Below are 18286 nucleotides of genomic sequence, written 5' to 3'. Positions count from 1 at the left end.
ATCTATTGACTTGCTTGCTTCAAAAAACTTGACAGACCTGGCAATTCTTTAAATTGTTCAAAGACGCTGCCGAGTTGCTCAATATTAAGCGACGCGAACGCTTCGGGTTCCATGCCAGCCAAGCTTGCCAAAAAGTCCGTGACTTCTTTCTCTGCAAGATGAATATTCTCCAGCACGACTGCCAGCATCTCCATACCCGCCTGCATTTGCTTAGCTTCGGTTAGCTGCTCCTTCTCGCTCACTTTTGGCTTCTTATTCTCTAGCGCCGCTGCTGCTTGCTTCATGATTTCTTTGATTCCAATCTTCTTGATGATGCGGGACATAGGGAAAATATCTTTAAGCTGTAGCTTTCTAAGTTTGATTGGTTTAATCGTTTCCATGTTAACCCTCCGTTATATGACGAAAGAGGGCATCGCTACCCTCTCCGCTTTGTTATTAGGCCGTTCTGAATTTGATTACTTTCTGTGCAAGTGAATTGCCGTTTACATCCTTGATGTTGGATGATGCAATGGCGATGTAATCCGTAGCCGCTGTCAAATTGGCCGACGGTTTAAGTGTAACCACCGTCTTAGCAGCATTGATTGTCAGCGCACCCGGTACGTTAGTACCGTCTGTTGCTTTGACAAGCAAGAAGTTCGACAGATTAACGAGCGTCGGATTGATGGCCTCGTTAAACGTCCAAACCACACTAGCACCCACCGCAATAGCCGTTGCTGCATCAGCTGGCACAACCGTAACCGTTGGCGGCGTGGTATCCCCTGATAGTTTCGGATAATAGATTTTGAACGGTACCATATCCAAATCAGTTGCATCATAGTGAGCAGCAAAAGTAACCGGCAGCACGCTCTCGCCTTTATCCTCTGTCTTTAGTGTTACACCTTCGGTATTCAGCGCATTGAAAATCTGAATAATGACCGGGTTGTTGCTGCCGCTCAAGCGTCCCACCCAAGTGATATTATCCAAGTAGTTTGCCAGTGCAATGGTGTTGCTGGCGGTGATAATGTCATACATGGCATTGGTCGCGGAATCTACTGTTCCTGTCGCTAGTGCAGCAGCAAGCAATTGCGGCGTAATCTCCAGCATATTAGCAACAATCGTAACTTCCCATGAGTCAATCGTGTTCAAACCTTTGGCCCGACCTTTAACCCCATCAATCTCAATAGACCTGACCGATGGCACAGCCTTAAATTCCCCACCGCCTCGCGTTGCTCCTAAAAGTGTGCCTTGTCCTGTGACAAGATCAAAATTTTTATAAAATGCTCCGGCATCGATCACCAAATGTTCTGCCGTTTGATTTGTAAAGCCTGATTGCACTCCCATAGCTAATCCCCTCCAAATGTACGTACTTGATATCTAATCCGCCTGCCTCGTAATCGCTTATCGGGATCGGTAAGCGGCAGGCGGTTGTCCCGGTAAATAACAAAAGCCATCCCATTAGATCGGATGACTTGTTTATTTAGTGCTAGATCCAATTCATGCATCAGCATCTCAAGAGGTATGGTATCTCCGTTTTCTGGTGCATCCCAACCATCAATTTCTAAAACGAAATTCTCCATCGTGCCATCGTCTACACTGTTTTCTAAATTGTAAGTGGCGAATGGATAAGGGGCATGCTCTGGCGCGATCTCACAGTATATGTGTGGATGTTTAGCCGTGAGCAGCGTAACAATGGCGGTACTGAGGACAATCACTTTACTCATCGTTACCACCCTCCATCCTCACGAATCAAACCATCCGCTTTATTCTGATCCTCAATTGAAGCAATGTAAATGCCCATGATTCGACGAATGTCATCCATGTTTTCAATGACCGTATTCATGAGTATTGCCTTCTTGGGCTGATTGCGCGTTCCAAGCTCCTGCTGCACACCATACCAAGTATTATGCTTAATACCGATTTGCAAGTCGCCTTCGCGCTTACGATTCCAATATTGGAATGCTTGCGCATTCCTTTTGGACCGTTTCATATTGGGTCGAAGTTTAGCCTTCTCCAATATTTTTTTGCGAAGCAGACTTGCTACATTTGAAAGTGCTGCCGATTGAAGACGCTTCATGGTGAATTGCGTACGATCAACATTAGATATGAATTCAACACCATTACGTGTCGTCCTCACGGCACGAGGCATAAGTGCCATTTTATCCCGCTCCGATCACAAGGCCAGTGCAAACGAGCTCCACCAAGCCGTTATTCTTTTCATAAGTCCGAATAATTTTGTATTCTTTTCCCTCGAACTCTAGGAGCGATTCATCTTTGTATTCCTCGGCTCTAATCGTGAACATGATTTCCGGCTTCAAACCACTTGCAGCAGCTTGATAATGCTCCGACTGACGAATAGAATTTTTTTCGGCATAGGTTTCTTTCTTAGTCTTGATGGTAATGGAATTGGCTATCGCGTTTTTGCTGATCGTCGTACTTATCAAGTAAATCATATAATCAAGACGCATGTTCTCACACTCCGATACTTCGTGCCATTAATTGGGGCATCAGCATATCCTTGAAGGCATCTGAAAATTTTATTTCGCCAGCCTGGAGACTCCAAAGATCTGAAACGCCAATCGTAAGCGTAGCGATTCCAAGACTCGATTCAATTAGCTCCTGGCTAATACCAGCACCTAGCATGTACTCTTTCACCGCTATCGTTTTGATAAGAAGCGTACCGTTATTCGAATCTCCTGCCCGTAGTCCTTCTTTAACCTTCTCTAGCAATTGTTCGTCCGTCATTCAATCGCCCCGATTCATGCAGAAAGGAACAAGCCGAAGCTTGTCCCCCTTGCCTCAATATTACCCTGCTGCTTCTTCATCAAAAGTCCAGAGTGTGAAGGTTTCCTTCGCAAACATTGGCTTACCGCCGCTGTATACCTTCCCTCTCCACATCGTTTGATCTTTACCAAACGTGTCATCGCCTACGCTGGAGGATTCAATAACGATCTCTTGTGATTCGTTTACAACATACTGCTTAATGTCGCCAAACAAAATGTCATCTAGCGCCATGGCAGAGGTAAAGATAACTTGATGGCCGTCCAATACAAATTGCGTTTTACCGTTTCCAGTAATGACTGGAATCGATGTGGTGATTGGCGCACCCGCTGCGTCTGTCATCTTGCGGAAGCGATTAAAGAAAGTCTTCCGGCGCATGATGAAAACAGCCTCATCCCCATATGGGGAATCCACATCGCCCTCAATGTCCATTAGGATTCCCCAATCCATTTTGGCATAGTTTTTTTCTTCCGATGGTGCAACTTTAATAGCCGGTACAATACCTGTGAATGTTCCCCCTGCACCATCGCCATTGATAACGGCGCTATCCAAATAAACACCCAGGTACTTACCCATTTCTGTTGCTAAGTAAGTCTCCAGCGCTGAAATACTGTTTTTAAGCAGCAAGTTTTTGACTTTGATGGTTGCAACAATGGCCGACTGTGAAAGCTTCGCTTCCGTGAACGAGAAGTTAAGCGAAACTGTGCCATCGTCATTCGTTGTCACCGCGCCCGCCGTACCAATCGGAAGCGTAACGTCACCTGTAAATCCGTATTTCGTGACAGCAGCATAAACTTGACCATATTTTTGGATAATGGTTTGAATCACATCCAACGTGGTTTGTGGCACTAAAAAAGCAGCACCGCTTGAGATGCTGCCACCGTTCATATCCGTAATGGACCGTTTACCCATATCCATGATTGGCTCATCGTCCGTTGATACATTCCGATTGATGTAGCTACGAAAAAAGGCATCCCGGTACTGGCTGGAGCTGCGGAAATTCTCTTGCGTCAATTCATTTGTTCGCATGGATTGAAATCCTCCTCTAGTTTGTGGCTCTGGCGCATCCACAAGCTGCGCATTAATATCGTCAATTTCTTCGCCTAGGTCACGAAGCTCCTCAGCTGTCGCACTTACATCATCGGATGACATATTCCGATGGTTCTTGACCTTTTCCTTAAGCGCCAAACGCTTTTGTTCCAAATCCCCTTTTTTCCTTTTCAGTTCCGCTACCTGTTTTTGTGTCAATGCCATGATTCATTTCCTCCTCGGATTCTTATAATTGTTCAATTAGCTGTAAAAGGGCCTGCTTTCGCGTTTCTTCATCTGTTGACTCAACGGGATTGTTTGTCTCCTCGACGTTCTCAGCAATAATCACCGTTTCCTCATAAGCTGGGAACGTGACCAAGCTAACTTCATACACGGCATTTATTTTCAAAACAACATCAATTTTATTTTCCCAATCCGTAGCAATTACGGCGTTATGGTCAAACCAAAATGACATGCCCTCAATGATCTCCCGCTTCACGCGATCAAAAGCGTAATCATCAATCCATGTGTCTCCTAGTGTGACCTCGACAAACAGACCTGTGTCATCGACCACCGCACGCATATCCGAGCCTGTGCGGCCAAGTACCCATGTGGTGCTGTGATCAAGCAGCATGACAAGGTTTGAAAAATCTACACCGTCGAGTGCTTTTTTATCGATCTTCTCAATCCAATCGCTACCCATCCATGGTTTACCGGGTACGTCGAACAAAATTGGATAGCCACGCAAACGGCGGATGACCTTTCCATCGACTTCCTCTGTAACGGCTCGGAAGTTAGAAGCGTCATTTGCAAATTTCAGTTTGCGTTTGGTTTGGCCTGTTAATCGGGATTGTTTATTTTCCTTCTCCATCCTTCTCACCTCCCTCTACGCTGTAATTGCCAGGCGGCAATGATTGAAAGTTTTTACTTTCCATGAATTGATCAAGTGCAGCCGGGCCTCGCGGCATGCCGATCCGCTTTCGGATCTCATTTCGATTAAGTACCCCGCCAAATAACAATTCTTTAAAGAACGTTGTCTTCGCTGAAAGGGTACTGATTTCCAAGTCGATCATTTCAGCCAAAACTTTATTTTTATGCGTAATTTCGCCATACGTAAAAAGCTTGTAGGTTAGCTCTTCTTCAATCTGGAATACAATTGGCTTAATCGTGTTATCGATGAACTGCTCATACTCAATATCCGATGCTGTATGCGTAATAATCTCTTTTGAAACGCCGAAATAGTTATGCAAATACCCAATGATGGATTCCAGCAAGTCCTTGTTCAACGGACTAATCTTCATATCCAGCTTGTGTAAGTCATACTCCGCGCCAATCATCCCGAAGCCTGTAGTATTTTCAGAAGTCAAAAAGAGCTCCTTAAATTCGTCGAGCTTCTTTTTCATGTCACTTCCTTTAAGCGCTGATTTGACTTGCAATAGCGCCGCAATTCGCTGACTGTTCTCGCTGTCCTTCACCGCCTGCGCTTGCATCGTGTTAACCATTTGCACATAAGAGCCTGTCGCCTGTCGCTGTGCGCCTCCAGTTTGTGTTGGAAATCGCTGTAAGTGGATAATGTCGTCATAGTAAAAGTCGTAATTCTTCGCATAGGGAAAATGAATGACGATTTGCCCATCTTCACTCTGCTGGAAATCAAACTGTGTAAAGGGCAGCGTATAGAGCGCCTGAACCTCGCCCCGGTCGTTCCAATCTGGATAAATGAACACGTTGTTGTGCATCATCAATCGCGTCGCAACGTAGGTCCAGAACACCTGTGGTGATTGGTACGGATTAGCGCGAACCTCTAGCACATATTGCAGCCTATCATCAATGAGCTGTGCGTTTCCCTCACTGTCGGCACGAGCATGATAGAAAGGAACGCTGCCGATCTTCTCGGCTACGAAGTTAATCGCTGTTCGTACTTCTGGAATGTTGTAAAGCTCTCGACCAAAGAAGCCTAGCGGCGCACCTTGATTAAGCAAGTCAATAATTTGTGCAGCCGTTACTTCTTCCTTTTTGAAATAGTTTAGCGCTCGCTGAAATATCCCCAATACTTCACCCCCTCTCACGGTTGGTATTCTTCGAATTGATCCTTAACCTTTTGATAGGCGATATAGGCAATCAAAAAAGACACGTATCCATCGATACGCGCCCTGCTCTTTGCCTTATCCGGCTGTATATTCGTATTGACATCAATTTTGGCTGCGGTGTTTGTTGTGCACCAACGAAACAAACCGTTATACTCACTAAATTCAATGATGCCATCTTTGAAGAGAACCTTCGTTTCCTTCATGGGAGCTGATAATGATTTGGCACCCATGGCTACGGGAAACGTAACGCCACGGCCGTTCGTGTCTTCTTTAGGGAAGCCGTTCATTTCCATATCGTCTACCCAATCACCACCATGCCAGCGGTCATATCCAATTTTCCAAAAGGTTACGCCGTATTGCTCGGCTAGTTCAACATACCAGGCGGTAACGTCTGACTTCCTAACCATGCTGCCCTCACAAATGTGCAATAGTTCTTTGTTCAGCGGATCGGAAGCATTAGTATGACAGAAACTCTCATAGGCCATTTTGTCCGCTTTACTGTTCTGTTCAATACGCTGACTGGCAATAAAGTATTTCTGAAATAATCGAAGCTTACCATTAATCGAAACTAGCGCCGACGCACAACAAAGGTCTGTTGTCTCTGCCATGTCCACGCCGCCGACTGCGTACATGTCTTGAATCATGTCTATCGACATATCCACCGCACAGGCATCTACTTCCATTAAGTCAAAATAGATGACGCTCAAGCCGCTAGCGCGATTTAAATGTTTGGAAAGAAAATTTGGCATCATTGCCGGATCTTCGAGCGCCTTCTGATACTCGCCTTCCAAATAACTCATTGTCGGATGACTGCCAAGACCGGGATTAGCTTTAATCCATGTTGAACGATCCTCAGGCTTGTCGTCATCATCAATTCGGAAGATCATTGGAAATAATCGCTCTTTGCTTTGACCAGACAACACCTTCTTACAGCGGTCTAGGATACTGTCGAAGATCCCCTCGCGCACAAAGCCAAACGTCGAAATGATAACACCCATCGGCTGCGCTCTCGCTCCGACTGCTGAGGAAAATACATCATAGGTGTTACGCTGCGTTATTGCATGACACTCATCGATGATATACGCATGCGGATTCAGACCATCTTGAGAATTGCTGTTCTTGCTACCAGCTTTCATATAGCTGTCTGTCGCTGGGAACAACAGCTTCTCTGCATTGTCCTTATCCCGTTTTGTTCGCCAGTATTGCCGAGGATTCTTTTCTGGCGTTAATACATCGCTAGACATGAGAAGAGCCTTTGCATTATCATAAACAATTCCCGCTTGTGATTTGATTGTTGCCAAGCACCACACTTGCGCTGCCGCTTCGCGATCGGCCATGAGAAGAAACAGTCCAATCGCTGAAATGAAAAATGATTTCCCCCATTTCCGGGCAACGAACAAAACGAGTTCCCTGAAATAGCGAACCTCCATGCCGAGCTCTTTATCAAACATCTTAAAGCCGAATATGCAAGCGACAATATACTTCTGCTCAATCGTCAGTTCAAACAGCTGACCTGACCAGCGTCCCTCTCTATGTTTGATCAATCGGCAAAAATCTATAAATCCTTCAACATCGGTCGGGTCATAGCGAACGTTTTTATTTTTAAGCAGCTTCTCTACCAATTTCTTTAAATCCTTAATATCTTTACCGTGCTTCTCCGGCTCACGCTCTACATACTCATGCCAATCTAAAATATATTCGGAAGGTAGGTGCATTTAACCACCGCGCCCCATGATTTTCTGAAATGGGTCTTCGCCAGTTGGTTTCGGTATGCCGGCCGGAATTAAATCGGTGAGCTGCTTGCAAGCCATCGAATAGTTTTTAATGGTCGCGTTGTAAATAGTTGCCGCTGGTCTCTGCCTATCATATGTGTTGTCGCCCTGGGTAAACTCTTCGATTGTTCCATTGATGTTGATGTCTTCCTCGAGGTCCTCTAAAGTAATAGCCATAAATGAAACTCTATGAATAATGCCATCAGCTGCCGCCAGCTTTTCCTTCGGCAAACCTTTCAGTAGCCGCTTCAGGCGATTATATTCCCGCTTTATCCGCTCTTCTCTCGAAGCTCCAGACGTAATCGCCATTTATATCACAACCTTTCGTTATTTAGGGGAGGGGCCTATACGATTGACCCGCGAGTAAATTCGAAACTTCCCCCGACGGTCCCTGAAATACTTTTTTAAATTTTTTGGGCCGGGGGGATTTGAAATAAAAAAATATTTTTTTATTTCTTTGGAGGAGAAAGGAAATTTTGCAATCCAATACTTCGTGCATGTTTATGATTGTGACAATCGGTGCAAAGGTATTGAAGGTTCGCAGGATTGTAAGCTATATCCCAGTCCTGTTTGTTCTCATCCGTAAGCTCAATGATATGGTCAACATCCTTGCCAAGCTTAACCATTCCCTGCCGCCTACACTCCTCACACAGCCCATCAGCTCTGGAGATAACATACTTCCGTGCCTTCTCCCACTCTGGCGCTGCATATATCTCAGGATGCCGAGCCATTAGAAGTCCTCGGCCCCAATACAACAGCGGCTATCAATACCTAGCTCCTTCTCTATGCTGTCACATACTGCATCAATCCGATCTCCCATATCTTCCTTTGCTCTGTATACTTTCATCGCTTCAAATATTTGTCTCAACTCTGCAAGATACGCCAACTTGTACGACAGCGGTTTGGTACTCTCGGCCGAGAAAGGAAGAAGCTCACTCGCAACTTGATCAACGGGTACCGACTCTCCATATATCATCTAAAAACACTCCTTTTTTTCTTATGTTATTTTGTCATTCGTTCACATTTGAATTACACTAAACGTACATTGTGTGTAATTCGTATATAAGCAGCTAAGCCACGTTGTATAAGGATTCATGACTCTTTCAAAAATCGAGTTCCACGTATCCTTAATATGTGAAACTCATTACACACGATGGCGTTTTAAAGCCATATCCATGCTGTCTTGCTCCATACCTATATAACGCATCGTGACCTTGACCGAAGCATGGTTAAAGTGATTCATGAGCATGGCAATGTCCTTATCTGTTGTTTCGTTATAGAAGATGTATCCGAACGTTTTTCGAAGAGAATGACAACCGAGCTCTGATAGTCCGAACTCTTCACCGATCCCTCGTATAATCTTATAAGCCATTTCTCTGCATATAGGACGATTTGTCCCTTCGCGGCTTTTGATCAAATACTCATTGGGCGATTTCCCTTCAATGTAACTCTGCAACTCTTTTTTGAGTTCTGGAGCAATTAAGATACGTCTTTGCTTCTTTGTCTTCTTCTCACGAATAGAAATATGTGTCCCAGTAACATCCTTAACGCGCAACCGCAATAAGTCACTGACACGAAGCCCTGTGAATATACCGAGCATGAAAAATATAAAATTCCTGATGTTTGTTTCTTTGAGATATGCCTTTATATCAGCAAGCACTTCCGTATCCCTTATGGGCTGCACGAAGTTCAATAATAGTCACCTCTCTTCATAATCCCAAACGCTTGGGAATTTGTTGTTTCTTGTCTTTCAAACATGTTGGAAAAGCACATATTTGAACTATATTCTGCCAGCGCCCCCAAATGCAGCCCCGACATTTAACCGGCTGAATGATTGGCGGCGGTAACTTTGGTTTCTGCGTCATCATCCCACCGCCTTATAAAATGAAAAAGACGGCAGTCCCAATATGAAATGGGACAACCGTCTCGATAAATTTCTACGTTTAAAGCATAGCACGGATTTTTCCTCAAGTGTTCCTCAAAAAACCCTCATATTACCCTCACTTTTTGATCAAGTAACCCCCACATTTTTAGCGTGTTGACCACGGAGGCTATTCCAAGACCCAACCTTCTATCAATGGTCGCGCTCTTATCACCACGATGCATGAATAACAATGTTTCGCTGTAGGTGTAACCTTTGATGTATCGACAAGTAACAGCCGTCTTAGCTTCTTCGTTTCTGATGAGATTTACCGCACGTTCAATGGATTTTTGTAACAACTCACACTCCTCGGCAGCACTCTTTTGATTCTGGGCAAGAAGAATGGCGTTTGCGGTTTTGTTTGCATATAATTCGTCCGCTTCTATCCGCCTAGCAATTTCTCCTTCATGAATAGTGTTAATAATTTCTTCTTTATGGTTGTTGTAGTCATCGACTACTATTTTCAGTTCTGGATAGCTCTTGAGTATAGCGAGACCCTTTTTCATATCCTTTTCATTAGCCGAAGGAAATAGTTCCATCTGAATGCTAATGATCCTCTTGTCTTCTTTGCTGGGCTGCTGTTTATATCCCATTCGTAACCACCCCATAACGATACATATTATTTAAACGGTACGCTTGTTTACTTAGTCTACCAAGTTTGCATTCTGCCTTTACCAATTCTCCTAATTCGTGGTATAATAATCGTCTATTTTATTACAACGGAGGTGAAAATAACCAATGGCAAATCATAATATTAGAGGATGTACAAACTGTGGAGGTAAAGAGTTTACTCCAGGGAACAATGGTGAAACCGAGATGAGTGGAATCATCACTGTTCGTAAGGATCAGGCGCAGGAAACAGGACTTTTAGTAGATGTGTCAAACTTTATTCCTGTTCGTGTTTACATGTGTAATAGTTGTAGTCATGTAGAGATTTTCTATAATCCACCTCAATAATTCTAAGCGAGCGCCGTAGCCTGTACGGTGCTTTATTTTTTATCTCGCTTATTTAATATCCACCTCATGTTCTTGAATATTCATTGTGTTACGCCGTATTGTTGCTGCTGGTAGAGTTTAAATTTCCGTTCACGCTCTTGAGCTGCTTCGTAGTCATACCATGAATAGCCAAAACCTTGGATAATGCGGTTATTGCAGCCGCATTCGCAAATTTGGTTATAGAACCCTTTCGCCTTCCGAAAATCCTTTTTGAACAATTTAGGCATCATAACACCGCACCGAACGCACTCGAAAGTCATGCCCCTCTCGGTTATATTCGCTTTCCTGTTCTGACCAGGCGGCGCTAAACATTCCTCAAAAGTTATCAATTCCACCACGTTCACCACCTATTCATCCAATTACTTAACCCTCTTGGGAAACGACTCCGTGGGAATAATGCTTGTCCGTGGGTGATATTCCTGATTCGCGGCAATTTCAATGGCTTTTTTGGTATCCTTGTTCACGCCTCCAATCGCTTTGAGCTGGTTAGCATTGTTATAGGTAAGGAAGTCATAAAGCGGTTTGAGCATAATATTTTCATCCTTGCATTTTCGCCGATTAAGGCGATTCGCTTTCACTAGCTTTATGAGCTTGTATCCTTCTTTAGCGTTGAATGGCGCGAGTTCAATCAAATGATTGAGGTCTGTTAATTCTTTATCGTAGTAACCTACCATGCGTTCATTTTCTTCAAATCTCCGCTTGGCTTCGCTAGTAAGGTCATAAATGCGCTGGGTCGCTGTTGCTGGATTGAATAGTTCCCCATCTTTCATAATGACTCTCTTCTCAGTTCGTCCTCTGAATCCACCATATAATTCATCGGCCAACTCTTCCGAGATTGATGGTATTCGAATACGCCTGAAGATAACGCTGCAGCGTGAGCGAATGGTACTAGTTGCTGTATGAGCTGAATTTTATCTGCTAGGGGTGCACCGTTAAAATCGACTCTTTCGATTTCGGCCACTTCATACACCCGTTTGCAAAGCTCGTAAATCAAATCATCTATATCGGGCATTTGCTGTACACGGACTCGAAATTGATTTACGCCGTTAATGGCTTGTTCAGAGCTAAACTCTGTAGTTAAGGCATGTTTGATAACATCGCCTATATGAACAAATCCACCATCGTTAAAGACTCTTAGATCGGCAATTATCTTTGTTGTCATAGCGATTTTTGTAGCCGGTTTAAATTGATTGATCATATTGGTTATCTCCTTTTCGAATTGAATGGTGAAACATTAGAATTGTTATTCTGTTGCTTTGCTGGCGGTGAAGTGAATGTTGATTCTTCTTGGTGCGATCTATTCAAGCTCACGAATTTATTGAATTGTTTAAGGAATACAAGTTCCACTGTCCCAGTAGGTCCATTGCGCTGTTTCGCAATGATGATTTCGATTATGCCCTTCTTCTCAGATTCTTTATCGTAATAGTCATCTCGGTACAAGAAAGTTATTATATCTGCGTCCTGCTCGATTGAACCTGAGTCACGAAGGTCTGAAAGCATTGGACGTTTGTCCTGCCGCTGCTCTACTGCTCGACTTAGTTGCGATAACGCTATAACTGGACAATCAAGTTCTCTAGCAATGAGCTTGAGCGTCCGTGAAATATAACTGACTTCCTCGTTACGGCTCTCCCCTGCCCTACCTCGCCCTGCAACAAGCTGCAAATAATCTATGACAATTAACCCAAGTCCTTGCTCCCTCTTGATTTTGCGGCACTTGGATCTGATCTCTGCCACGGTTATAGCTGGCGTGTCGTCAATAATAATTGGAAGCTCCGAAAGCATGCCCATTGCCATTGTGACCTTTTCCCAGTCATCGCCTTGTAAATGCCCAGTTCTGAATCTTGAAGCATCAACAAGTCCTTCTGCACATAACATACGGTTTACCAATTGTTTCTCGGACATTTCGAGACTAAACACAGCGACTGCTGCTTTACTAATCATTTTTAGCGCTACTGCTGCATTTGCTGCTACGTTAAGAGCAAGAGCTGTTTTGCCCACTGATGGACGAGCACCCATAATGATTAAGTCGCTCTTTTGGAACCCTGATGTCATTTTATCTAAATCAGTAAAGCCAGATGATACACCTGTGATCCCGCCATTTCCTTGATTGGTGAACTTATGTTCTAGGTCTTCGAAAACCTCTGGCAGTATATCTTTGATTTTCCGATATTTCTTCTTGACCGTGGTTTGCTCGGCTATGGCTTCCAATCTAGACTGTGCTGACGCTATAACCTCGTTCGGACGGACTAAGTTTCTTGCTTGCTCCAGCTGCTCTTCAAGCTCTGTTATGAGATGACGCTGAGCATCCACTTCTTTCACGATGCCGATGTAATACCCGACATTTGACGCTGTTGGCGTTGCATTAGCTACTTTGGTCAGGTAACTGACAGAGTCCTCTTCGAGCCAACCTTTAACTCGCAATCGCTCTACGATGGTCACTAGGTCAACAGGTTGTCCATCCTCAAAAACCTCTTGAATCGCCTTGAATATTCTTCGATGTTTGATATTTGTAAATTCGCTTCCGCGAAGTCTCGACATGCACTCATCAACGGATGATTGAGAGTCAATGAGAATTGCACCTAAAACAGCTTGCTCCGCCTCGAAGTTCTCAGGAAGTGGTTTTATGACCGGCTGGGCTTGTAGATTGTCCAATTTGCTTAGCTGCCTCCTTTACAAAATCAGGCATTATAATGGCCTTCAAACTGTACGCCTCGTCGCGATCCTTGAGCATCTGACGTGTTTCCTCGGCGTTTGGAATAGCTGGACCTGAATTTTGTTGCGCTGGCATGACAGCCAACTTTCCAGGGTGTGGAGGAAACTCATTCGATGGGTTAAGCGTATGCTTTTTCAAGTTAGCTACCGCGCGGTTGTATGTTACGCCTTCGAGAATCTCTTGCCATTCCTGAACCTTGAGATCGTCGTAAGCGAAGGTATTATAAAAATTGCTGATCTTTATGAATAGCATTCTGATCTCCGATTCCTTCACGCTCCATCGCCTCCTTGAGTTTTCGAACCTGTTCTTTATTTTTTTCAAAGTGTTTCTCATTCGCGTCTAGCGGTGTCGGCTTTTTAGCGCCAGCAGCGCTTGTTTTTACGCATAGCTCCGTGTACTTCTTCCGAAGCTTGTCTGGACTTAAAATGTTCTGCTGCCAAAACGAATCTGCAAGTGCCCAGTTGATTACCTCTCCAACTTCCTGTTTTGGTCGCTCGTCAATCTCGATGATCTTCCGAAAATCGTCCGCCCACTTTTGCATGTTTGAATTTCGAATCAGATGTGCCTTGCCAATCTTCTCCACATACGACATTAGCTTTTCGTAAAAGTAGACTGCCATCAAATAATAGCTATCGTCCTCGGCATACGATTTTGATTGCCGAGAAGAAGTCTTTTTATCTTTAACATTCTTTTCATTCTTTACATTCTTGTTTATATTGGAGGGTTGTCGTTGCTTTCGCGTTGCTTTCGCACCTGTTTCGTCATTGCCCTCGTCGTTGCTTTCGTAACTCTTGAAATCCTGATAAACGTTGTAGTTATCAATAGTTACAAGCAACGAGTGCGTTGCTTTCGTTGTCGTAATCATCGTTGCTTTCAAGTTGTCTTCGTCGGGGCTTCGTTTAGATTTCATCGCTTTACCGCGTAAAAACTCTAAAACCTGAAAAACCTGATCTTTTGTCGGTCTTTCAACGCGGGCCCCGACCTTCCACTTCACTCCCTCAATGATTTCGGGAATGGACGTAGACACCTGTCCGCGCTTTAAACTCTTGTAATTCGAGTGTTGTGCCGTAGTGAGGAGAAATATCCAAACCTTTAAGTACAAAGGCGGTTTCTCCCAGATTTCACTTTCGATGACTTTCCTAGCCAGCAGGATACATCCGCCTGGTATTAAAGGTTCTGTCAATGGTTTTCACCTACTTACAGAGATTCATATTAATGGACCCAATCTGATTCCACACCATCGCATAGGTCAAAATTGATTGTATTGTTGCAGTTGAATCTGAATGATATTTTACTTAAACCCGTTCGCATATCGACTGCTGCAATGATTGTTGCTGATTGTTCAGCCTCGGCATAGTACTCTTTACATGCTCCAATAAATGCAGCAAGGGATACGCGATGAACGTCTGCTTTAAAGCTTTCTTCATCAAAATTATAAAAGGTTTCATCCAGTGCATGAGATACCGTCTTGAAACAGGTAGCTAACTTTCCAGGATTACCTTGTGCTTTAAATACAGGCGTTCTATAGCAATTAAGGAGGATATCATATCCATCCGCTTCCGTTTTCATCTGCATGGACAACCTTCCCTTCGGTTATCCGCAAAGAACCCTCTTGCTTTCATGACTGATATTATGTAGAATAAGGGCATATAAGGGCCTTTGCGGTCTGTTGGATAATCACAAACACATTTCCTTGGACGGGGCGTGATTGTGATTTTTTTCGTTCAGATGTTGTTGAAAAAAACTATTAAACTCTTCTTCTGATTCAAAGACATCGCTTATCAAAACTCCGATTTCAATAATCTTCTTTTGCACTTTGGTTGTGTAACCTTTAAAGCGTCTGCTTAATTCATCATCGCCTTTAAGCGCCTCTCGCAGCTCACACTCACTTACTTTTCTGAGTTTTCCCACTTTAACCCTCCTCTCGATTTCCGAATGAGATTTTTAACGATTACAGTGTGTTGTGAAGGGCTACGCTCAAACCACAGCCGCGCCAATACTTCTAGCGACACATTACCCCTCCTTAAGTTACTTTCACTCTAAACACAAAAGCGGCTGGGAGCCTTGAAGGTTTGATTACCGCGGCATAAATACGAGGTTTCTTTGAAAAGGAAAACAAAATGATAACGAATTTGTTACGTCTGTTCTTTTATCCACTGTTCCAAAAAGATTCTTAATTCACGAACGGGATAATACCACTTTGTGCCAACTTTATGTTTTGGGAAGCGAGGATCAAAAAAGAAATTATCTTGAATGGTATTCCAACTCATACATGTCCTCCGCTTTAATTCGGCAGTATCCCAATATACAAGTTCATTATCGATTTGTTGAACAACCTTCGAGACCTGTTCACGAATCATATTAGCAATTTCAGATTCGTCCACTTCAATTTTGAACATAAGGTTGCACCTCCTACGCTAATTGTCTCATCACGATTTATATTTTCTGGGAGAAAGTCATTTCAAGACCCAATGCATCACAAACTTTACTCATAGAATCCTCGTTCCACCGCTTTCCGCCCTTGAGTAAATCGTGGATGTATTGAGGAGAATAACCTGTCAATCTCGCCAGCGCAGAAGGGTTCATATCTTTCTCTGTTAAAACTTTTTTTACTTTGGATGAGAATCTCATCGTCATCACCTCCTAAGTAAATATTAATCTAATAGATTAATTTAATCAAATAGCATAATTAAGCAAATTGATTAATATTTGACCATTTTTAAGCATTAAGCCTATTGTTTAATCTATTTGCTTTAAAATACTCTAATATGCTCAATTATTCAGCTATTTGATTGTTGTTTTTTAAGCTATTAGTTGATATAGTTTAATCAATCGGTTTAAGGAGATGTTATAAGTGGTACAGCCTGAATACAGAATTAGAGAAATACGTAATCAGAAGAAGCTGAGTGGTGTTGAAGTTGCAGAGAAACTAGGAATTTCGCCTCAATACTACTACGACATAGAAAAAGGAAAGAAAAATCTAAGTGCTGATAACGCTGTTCAATTGGCTAAAATATTTAATGTATCAGTGGACTACCTTCTTGGAAAAGAAGAAGATAATCATATTCAGACACCAAAACCCTATTATTCTTTAAATGACAAAGACGAGCATGATATAGCTAAAATGTTAGAAGAGATGATGGAAGGTTTAGGGAGCAACAAGCAATCATTCCAGTTCATGGGCGAACCTATGGACGAAGAGGATAGAGAATTGTTACGTATTTCTCTGGAAAATACGCTTCGTATGTCAAAACAGATGGCGAAAAAAAAATTCACACCTAAGAAATACAGAGATGAAGGATAGCCTGTGGGGGGAAATCAATGGAGAAGCGTTTAGCTACTCGGCTAATCAAACGATATAAGACGAACGACCCGATTAAACTAATTCACAATTTGGGTATTGTTTTGCTTTTTGAAAATCTTGGAATTAACACTTGGGGCTACTATACAAATATCTTTCGTATTCCATGTATTCATATTAACAATACGATATCCAAACCTAACCAAATTTACGCATCTGCTCACGAACTGGGTCATCGGCTCCTACATAAAGAGATTAGCACCCCTTTTCTTCGGGCTAACACACTACAATCTGTAGATAAAATTGAAAAGCAAGCAAATCAATTTGCTGTTGAATTACTTTTACAAGATGAATTACTGCTTGAAGGGATGACCATTTACGAGGCTGCTGCATATTGCGGGGTTCCTGAAGAAGTTGTTTACTTAAAAAAACCCCCCGGAATAATTCTCTAAAAAACTATCAATATACATAAATCTAACCTTTCGCGCTTATCAGTCGTAAGGCTGTTTATATACGAATAAAATAGAACATACGTTCTTAAGGAGTGTTAAAATGGCAACTTTTCGTAAGTTACCCAGCGGTAAATGGCAAGCTCGCGTTTCGAAAGACGGAGAAGAATTTAGTATCGGCACATTTCGAACAAAAAAAGAAGCAGAAATAGAAGCAGGGAAGGTCGAGGAAAGAATCTATTACGGTCAAAATCTCAATGATCGTAATATGCTTTTTGGAGAAGTGGTCGACGAGTATTTCAATCATAAAAGTCACGAACTTAAAGGATCTACTCTCAAGCAGCTTGCGGTTATTATTCGCCTCCACATAAAGCCGAGTTTTGAGAACAAACGAATTATGAAGATTCGTAGAAGCGATATTAAGAGTTGGATTCAAACTTATGTGGATAAACTCGATACAGATGGTAAGCGAAAATACTCGTTTGGGTCATGCCTAAAATTTTTATCCGTCATGAAAAGCATCTTCTATTATGCTGTCCATGAACTAGAAATTTTAGAGAAGAGTCCCTCTGATCGACTTAAAGTTCCTGTTAAAGACTCAACGGAGCAAAAACAGAAGATTAAGTTTTTCTCACTAGAAGAGTTAAACAAGCTTCTTGAATTTATGAGAAATTACAAACATCAAAGGTTTGAAGACTATTCAATATACTACACTTTAATGTGTTTTTTGAGTCAGTCGGGTTTAAGAATAAGTGAAGCATTAGCATTACGTTGGTCTGACATAGAGGGGAATCAATTAAAAGTTGAAAGGCAAACAAGCAGAGATGATAATAACAACCTAGAACTAACCTCTCTTAAAAACACATCATCATACAGAACAATTGGTTTGAACGATAGTATTTTAAAGGAACTTAGAAAGTTTAAAGTTAAACAAAACGAATTGATTTTAGGGGATGTGTCCTTCCAACAAAACAGCGATCAAATAATCTTCCAAAATTATTTGGGTAACTATTTAACGCCTTCGACAATTCGAGATTGTATCAAAGATTATTGTAGAAAAGCGGACGTTGAGTACAAAGGGACTCACGGATTCAGGCATACCCACGCGGTCCTCCTTTTAGAAGCTGGTGCAAGCCTAGTCTTCGTCTCAAAGCGACTGGGACACAAGTCAATCAAAACAACTGCAGATACTTACCTTTCAATCACCCAAAAAATAGAAGAAGACGAACTGAAAAAGTTCGCCTCCTACACTAAAAGATAA

General features: G+C 42.7%; 29 protein-coding genes. 4 read left to right on the top strand and 25 right to left on the bottom strand.

What is annotated here, in order from left to right:
* Positions 1 to 2 precede the first annotated feature (2 nt).
* The 15 genes from AC1DM9_RS17660 to AC1DM9_RS17590 form a co-directional block, all read right to left on the bottom strand.
* Positions 3 to 380 carry a hypothetical protein gene (locus AC1DM9_RS17660; protein WP_477581339.1) on the bottom strand — a complete coding sequence of 126 codons (378 nt, stop codon included), beginning with the start codon at positions 378 to 380 and terminating at the stop codon, positions 3 to 5.
* A 55-nt stretch (positions 381 to 435) separates the two neighbouring features.
* Entirely contained in the window at positions 436 to 1320 is an 885-nt protein-coding gene (locus tag AC1DM9_RS17655; RefSeq protein ID WP_477581337.1) for an Ig-like domain-containing domain, read from the bottom strand.
* 2 nt (positions 1321 to 1322) lie between these two features.
* Positions 1323 to 1709, bottom strand: a complete 387-nt coding sequence (locus AC1DM9_RS17650) for a hypothetical protein (protein WP_477581335.1) — start codon at positions 1707 to 1709, stop codon at positions 1323 to 1325.
* Positions 1703 to 2134: an HK97-gp10 family putative phage morphogenesis protein gene (locus AC1DM9_RS17645; protein ID WP_477581333.1), complete on the bottom strand. Its 432-nt coding sequence runs from the start codon at positions 2132 to 2134 to the stop codon at positions 1703 to 1705. The genes AC1DM9_RS17650 and AC1DM9_RS17645 overlap by 7 nt, the downstream gene beginning before the upstream one ends.
* A gap of 1 nt (position 2135) precedes the next feature.
* Positions 2136 to 2444 carry a phage head closure protein gene (locus AC1DM9_RS17640; RefSeq protein ID WP_477581331.1) on the bottom strand — a complete coding sequence of 103 codons (309 nt, stop codon included), beginning with the start codon at positions 2442 to 2444 and terminating at the stop codon, positions 2136 to 2138.
* 4 nt (positions 2445 to 2448) lie between these two features.
* The gene (locus AC1DM9_RS17635; protein ID WP_477581329.1) at positions 2449 to 2721 is read right to left on the bottom strand and encodes a hypothetical protein; all 273 of its coding nucleotides are present in this window, start codon (positions 2719 to 2721) and stop codon (positions 2449 to 2451) included.
* Between the two features lie 60 nt (positions 2722 to 2781).
* The gene (locus AC1DM9_RS17630) at positions 2782 to 4011 is read right to left on the bottom strand and encodes a phage major capsid protein (protein ID WP_477581327.1); all 1230 of its coding nucleotides are present in this window, start codon (positions 4009 to 4011) and stop codon (positions 2782 to 2784) included.
* A gap of 22 nt (positions 4012 to 4033) precedes the next feature.
* Positions 4034 to 4657 (bottom strand): HK97 family phage prohead protease, encoded by a 624-nt coding sequence (locus AC1DM9_RS17625; RefSeq protein WP_477581325.1) that lies wholly within the window; start codon positions 4655 to 4657, stop codon positions 4034 to 4036.
* Positions 4641 to 5834 carry a phage portal protein gene (locus tag AC1DM9_RS17620; RefSeq protein ID WP_477581323.1) on the bottom strand — a complete coding sequence of 398 codons (1194 nt, stop codon included), beginning with the start codon at positions 5832 to 5834 and terminating at the stop codon, positions 4641 to 4643. Before AC1DM9_RS17620 ends, AC1DM9_RS17625 begins: the two co-directional genes overlap by 17 nt.
* A gap of 14 nt (positions 5835 to 5848) precedes the next feature.
* Positions 5849 to 7588, bottom strand: a complete 1740-nt coding sequence (locus AC1DM9_RS17615; protein ID WP_477581321.1) for a terminase large subunit — start codon at positions 7586 to 7588, stop codon at positions 5849 to 5851.
* Entirely contained in the window at positions 7589 to 7954 is a 366-nt protein-coding gene (locus tag AC1DM9_RS17610) for a hypothetical protein (protein ID WP_477581320.1), read from the bottom strand.
* A gap of 140 nt (positions 7955 to 8094) precedes the next feature.
* Positions 8095 to 8376, bottom strand: a complete 282-nt coding sequence (locus AC1DM9_RS17605; RefSeq protein ID WP_477581318.1) for an HNH endonuclease — start codon at positions 8374 to 8376, stop codon at positions 8095 to 8097.
* A complete protein-coding gene (locus AC1DM9_RS17600) occupies positions 8376 to 8621 on the bottom strand; it encodes a hypothetical protein (protein ID WP_477581316.1) in 246 nt (81 codons plus the stop codon). The genes AC1DM9_RS17605 and AC1DM9_RS17600 overlap by 1 nt, the downstream gene beginning before the upstream one ends.
* Before the next feature lie 168 nt (positions 8622 to 8789).
* Complete coding sequence (locus AC1DM9_RS17595) at positions 8790 to 9338, bottom strand: site-specific integrase (protein WP_477581314.1); 549 nt, start codon at positions 9336 to 9338, stop codon at positions 8790 to 8792.
* Between the two features lie 296 nt (positions 9339 to 9634).
* Complete coding sequence (locus AC1DM9_RS17590) at positions 9635 to 10159, bottom strand: hypothetical protein (protein ID WP_477581312.1); 525 nt, start codon at positions 10157 to 10159, stop codon at positions 9635 to 9637.
* Between the two features lie 145 nt (positions 10160 to 10304).
* Here AC1DM9_RS17590 and AC1DM9_RS17585 point away from each other — a divergent pair, with 145 nt between their 5' ends.
* On the top strand, positions 10305 to 10523 hold the full coding sequence (locus tag AC1DM9_RS17585) for a hypothetical protein (protein ID WP_477581310.1): 219 nt from the start codon (positions 10305 to 10307) through the stop codon (positions 10521 to 10523).
* An 80-nt stretch (positions 10524 to 10603) separates the two neighbouring features.
* On the opposite strand, the gene AC1DM9_RS17580 is transcribed toward AC1DM9_RS17585, so the two are convergent.
* From AC1DM9_RS17580 to AC1DM9_RS17535, 10 genes are all read right to left on the bottom strand, one after another.
* Positions 10604 to 10897 (bottom strand): hypothetical protein, encoded by a 294-nt coding sequence (locus AC1DM9_RS17580; protein ID WP_477581308.1) that lies wholly within the window; start codon positions 10895 to 10897, stop codon positions 10604 to 10606.
* Positions 10898 to 10921: 24 nt separating this feature from the next.
* Positions 10922 to 11332: a hypothetical protein gene (locus tag AC1DM9_RS17575; protein ID WP_477581306.1), complete on the bottom strand. Its 411-nt coding sequence runs from the start codon at positions 11330 to 11332 to the stop codon at positions 10922 to 10924.
* The gene (locus AC1DM9_RS17570) at positions 11329 to 11760 is read right to left on the bottom strand and encodes a hypothetical protein (RefSeq protein WP_477581304.1); all 432 of its coding nucleotides are present in this window, start codon (positions 11758 to 11760) and stop codon (positions 11329 to 11331) included. Before AC1DM9_RS17570 ends, AC1DM9_RS17575 begins: the two co-directional genes overlap by 4 nt.
* A gap of 5 nt (positions 11761 to 11765) precedes the next feature.
* Positions 11766 to 13214 carry a replicative DNA helicase gene (gene dnaB, locus AC1DM9_RS17565; RefSeq protein ID WP_477581302.1) on the bottom strand — a complete coding sequence of 483 codons (1449 nt, stop codon included), beginning with the start codon at positions 13212 to 13214 and terminating at the stop codon, positions 11766 to 11768.
* A complete protein-coding gene (locus tag AC1DM9_RS17560; protein ID WP_477581300.1) occupies positions 13171 to 13548 on the bottom strand; it encodes a hypothetical protein in 378 nt (125 codons plus the stop codon). Before AC1DM9_RS17560 ends, dnaB begins: the two co-directional genes overlap by 44 nt.
* Positions 13496 to 14458 (bottom strand): hypothetical protein, encoded by a 963-nt coding sequence (locus AC1DM9_RS17555; protein ID WP_477581298.1) that lies wholly within the window; start codon positions 14456 to 14458, stop codon positions 13496 to 13498. The genes AC1DM9_RS17560 and AC1DM9_RS17555 overlap by 53 nt, the downstream gene beginning before the upstream one ends.
* A 29-nt stretch (positions 14459 to 14487) precedes the next feature.
* Positions 14488 to 14844 (bottom strand): hypothetical protein, encoded by a 357-nt coding sequence (locus AC1DM9_RS17550; RefSeq protein ID WP_477581296.1) that lies wholly within the window; start codon positions 14842 to 14844, stop codon positions 14488 to 14490.
* A gap of 108 nt (positions 14845 to 14952) precedes the next feature.
* A complete protein-coding gene (locus AC1DM9_RS17545) occupies positions 14953 to 15186 on the bottom strand; it encodes a hypothetical protein (protein ID WP_477581294.1) in 234 nt (77 codons plus the stop codon).
* 224 nt (positions 15187 to 15410) lie between these two features.
* On the bottom strand, positions 15411 to 15674 hold the full coding sequence (locus tag AC1DM9_RS17540) for a group-specific protein (protein WP_477581292.1): 264 nt from the start codon (positions 15672 to 15674) through the stop codon (positions 15411 to 15413).
* Positions 15675 to 15711: 37 nt separating this feature from the next.
* The gene (locus tag AC1DM9_RS17535; protein ID WP_477581290.1) at positions 15712 to 15906 is read right to left on the bottom strand and encodes a helix-turn-helix domain-containing protein; all 195 of its coding nucleotides are present in this window, start codon (positions 15904 to 15906) and stop codon (positions 15712 to 15714) included.
* Between the two features lie 223 nt (positions 15907 to 16129).
* Between AC1DM9_RS17535 and AC1DM9_RS17530 the strand changes: the two genes are divergently transcribed.
* From AC1DM9_RS17530 to AC1DM9_RS17520, 3 genes are all read left to right on the top strand, one after another.
* On the top strand, positions 16130 to 16579 hold the full coding sequence (locus AC1DM9_RS17530; protein WP_477581288.1) for a helix-turn-helix domain-containing protein: 450 nt from the start codon (positions 16130 to 16132) through the stop codon (positions 16577 to 16579).
* Between the two features lie 17 nt (positions 16580 to 16596).
* Positions 16597 to 17028 (top strand): ImmA/IrrE family metallo-endopeptidase, encoded by a 432-nt coding sequence (locus AC1DM9_RS17525; protein WP_477581286.1) that lies wholly within the window; start codon positions 16597 to 16599, stop codon positions 17026 to 17028.
* Between the two features lie 100 nt (positions 17029 to 17128).
* Positions 17129 to 18286: a tyrosine-type recombinase/integrase gene (locus AC1DM9_RS17520; RefSeq protein WP_477581284.1), complete on the top strand. Its 1158-nt coding sequence runs from the start codon at positions 17129 to 17131 to the stop codon at positions 18284 to 18286.

It is taken from the genome of Paenibacillus sp. 01T431, from assembly GCF_056398625.1.
This window is presented reverse-complemented; position numbering and strand designations above follow the sequence as displayed.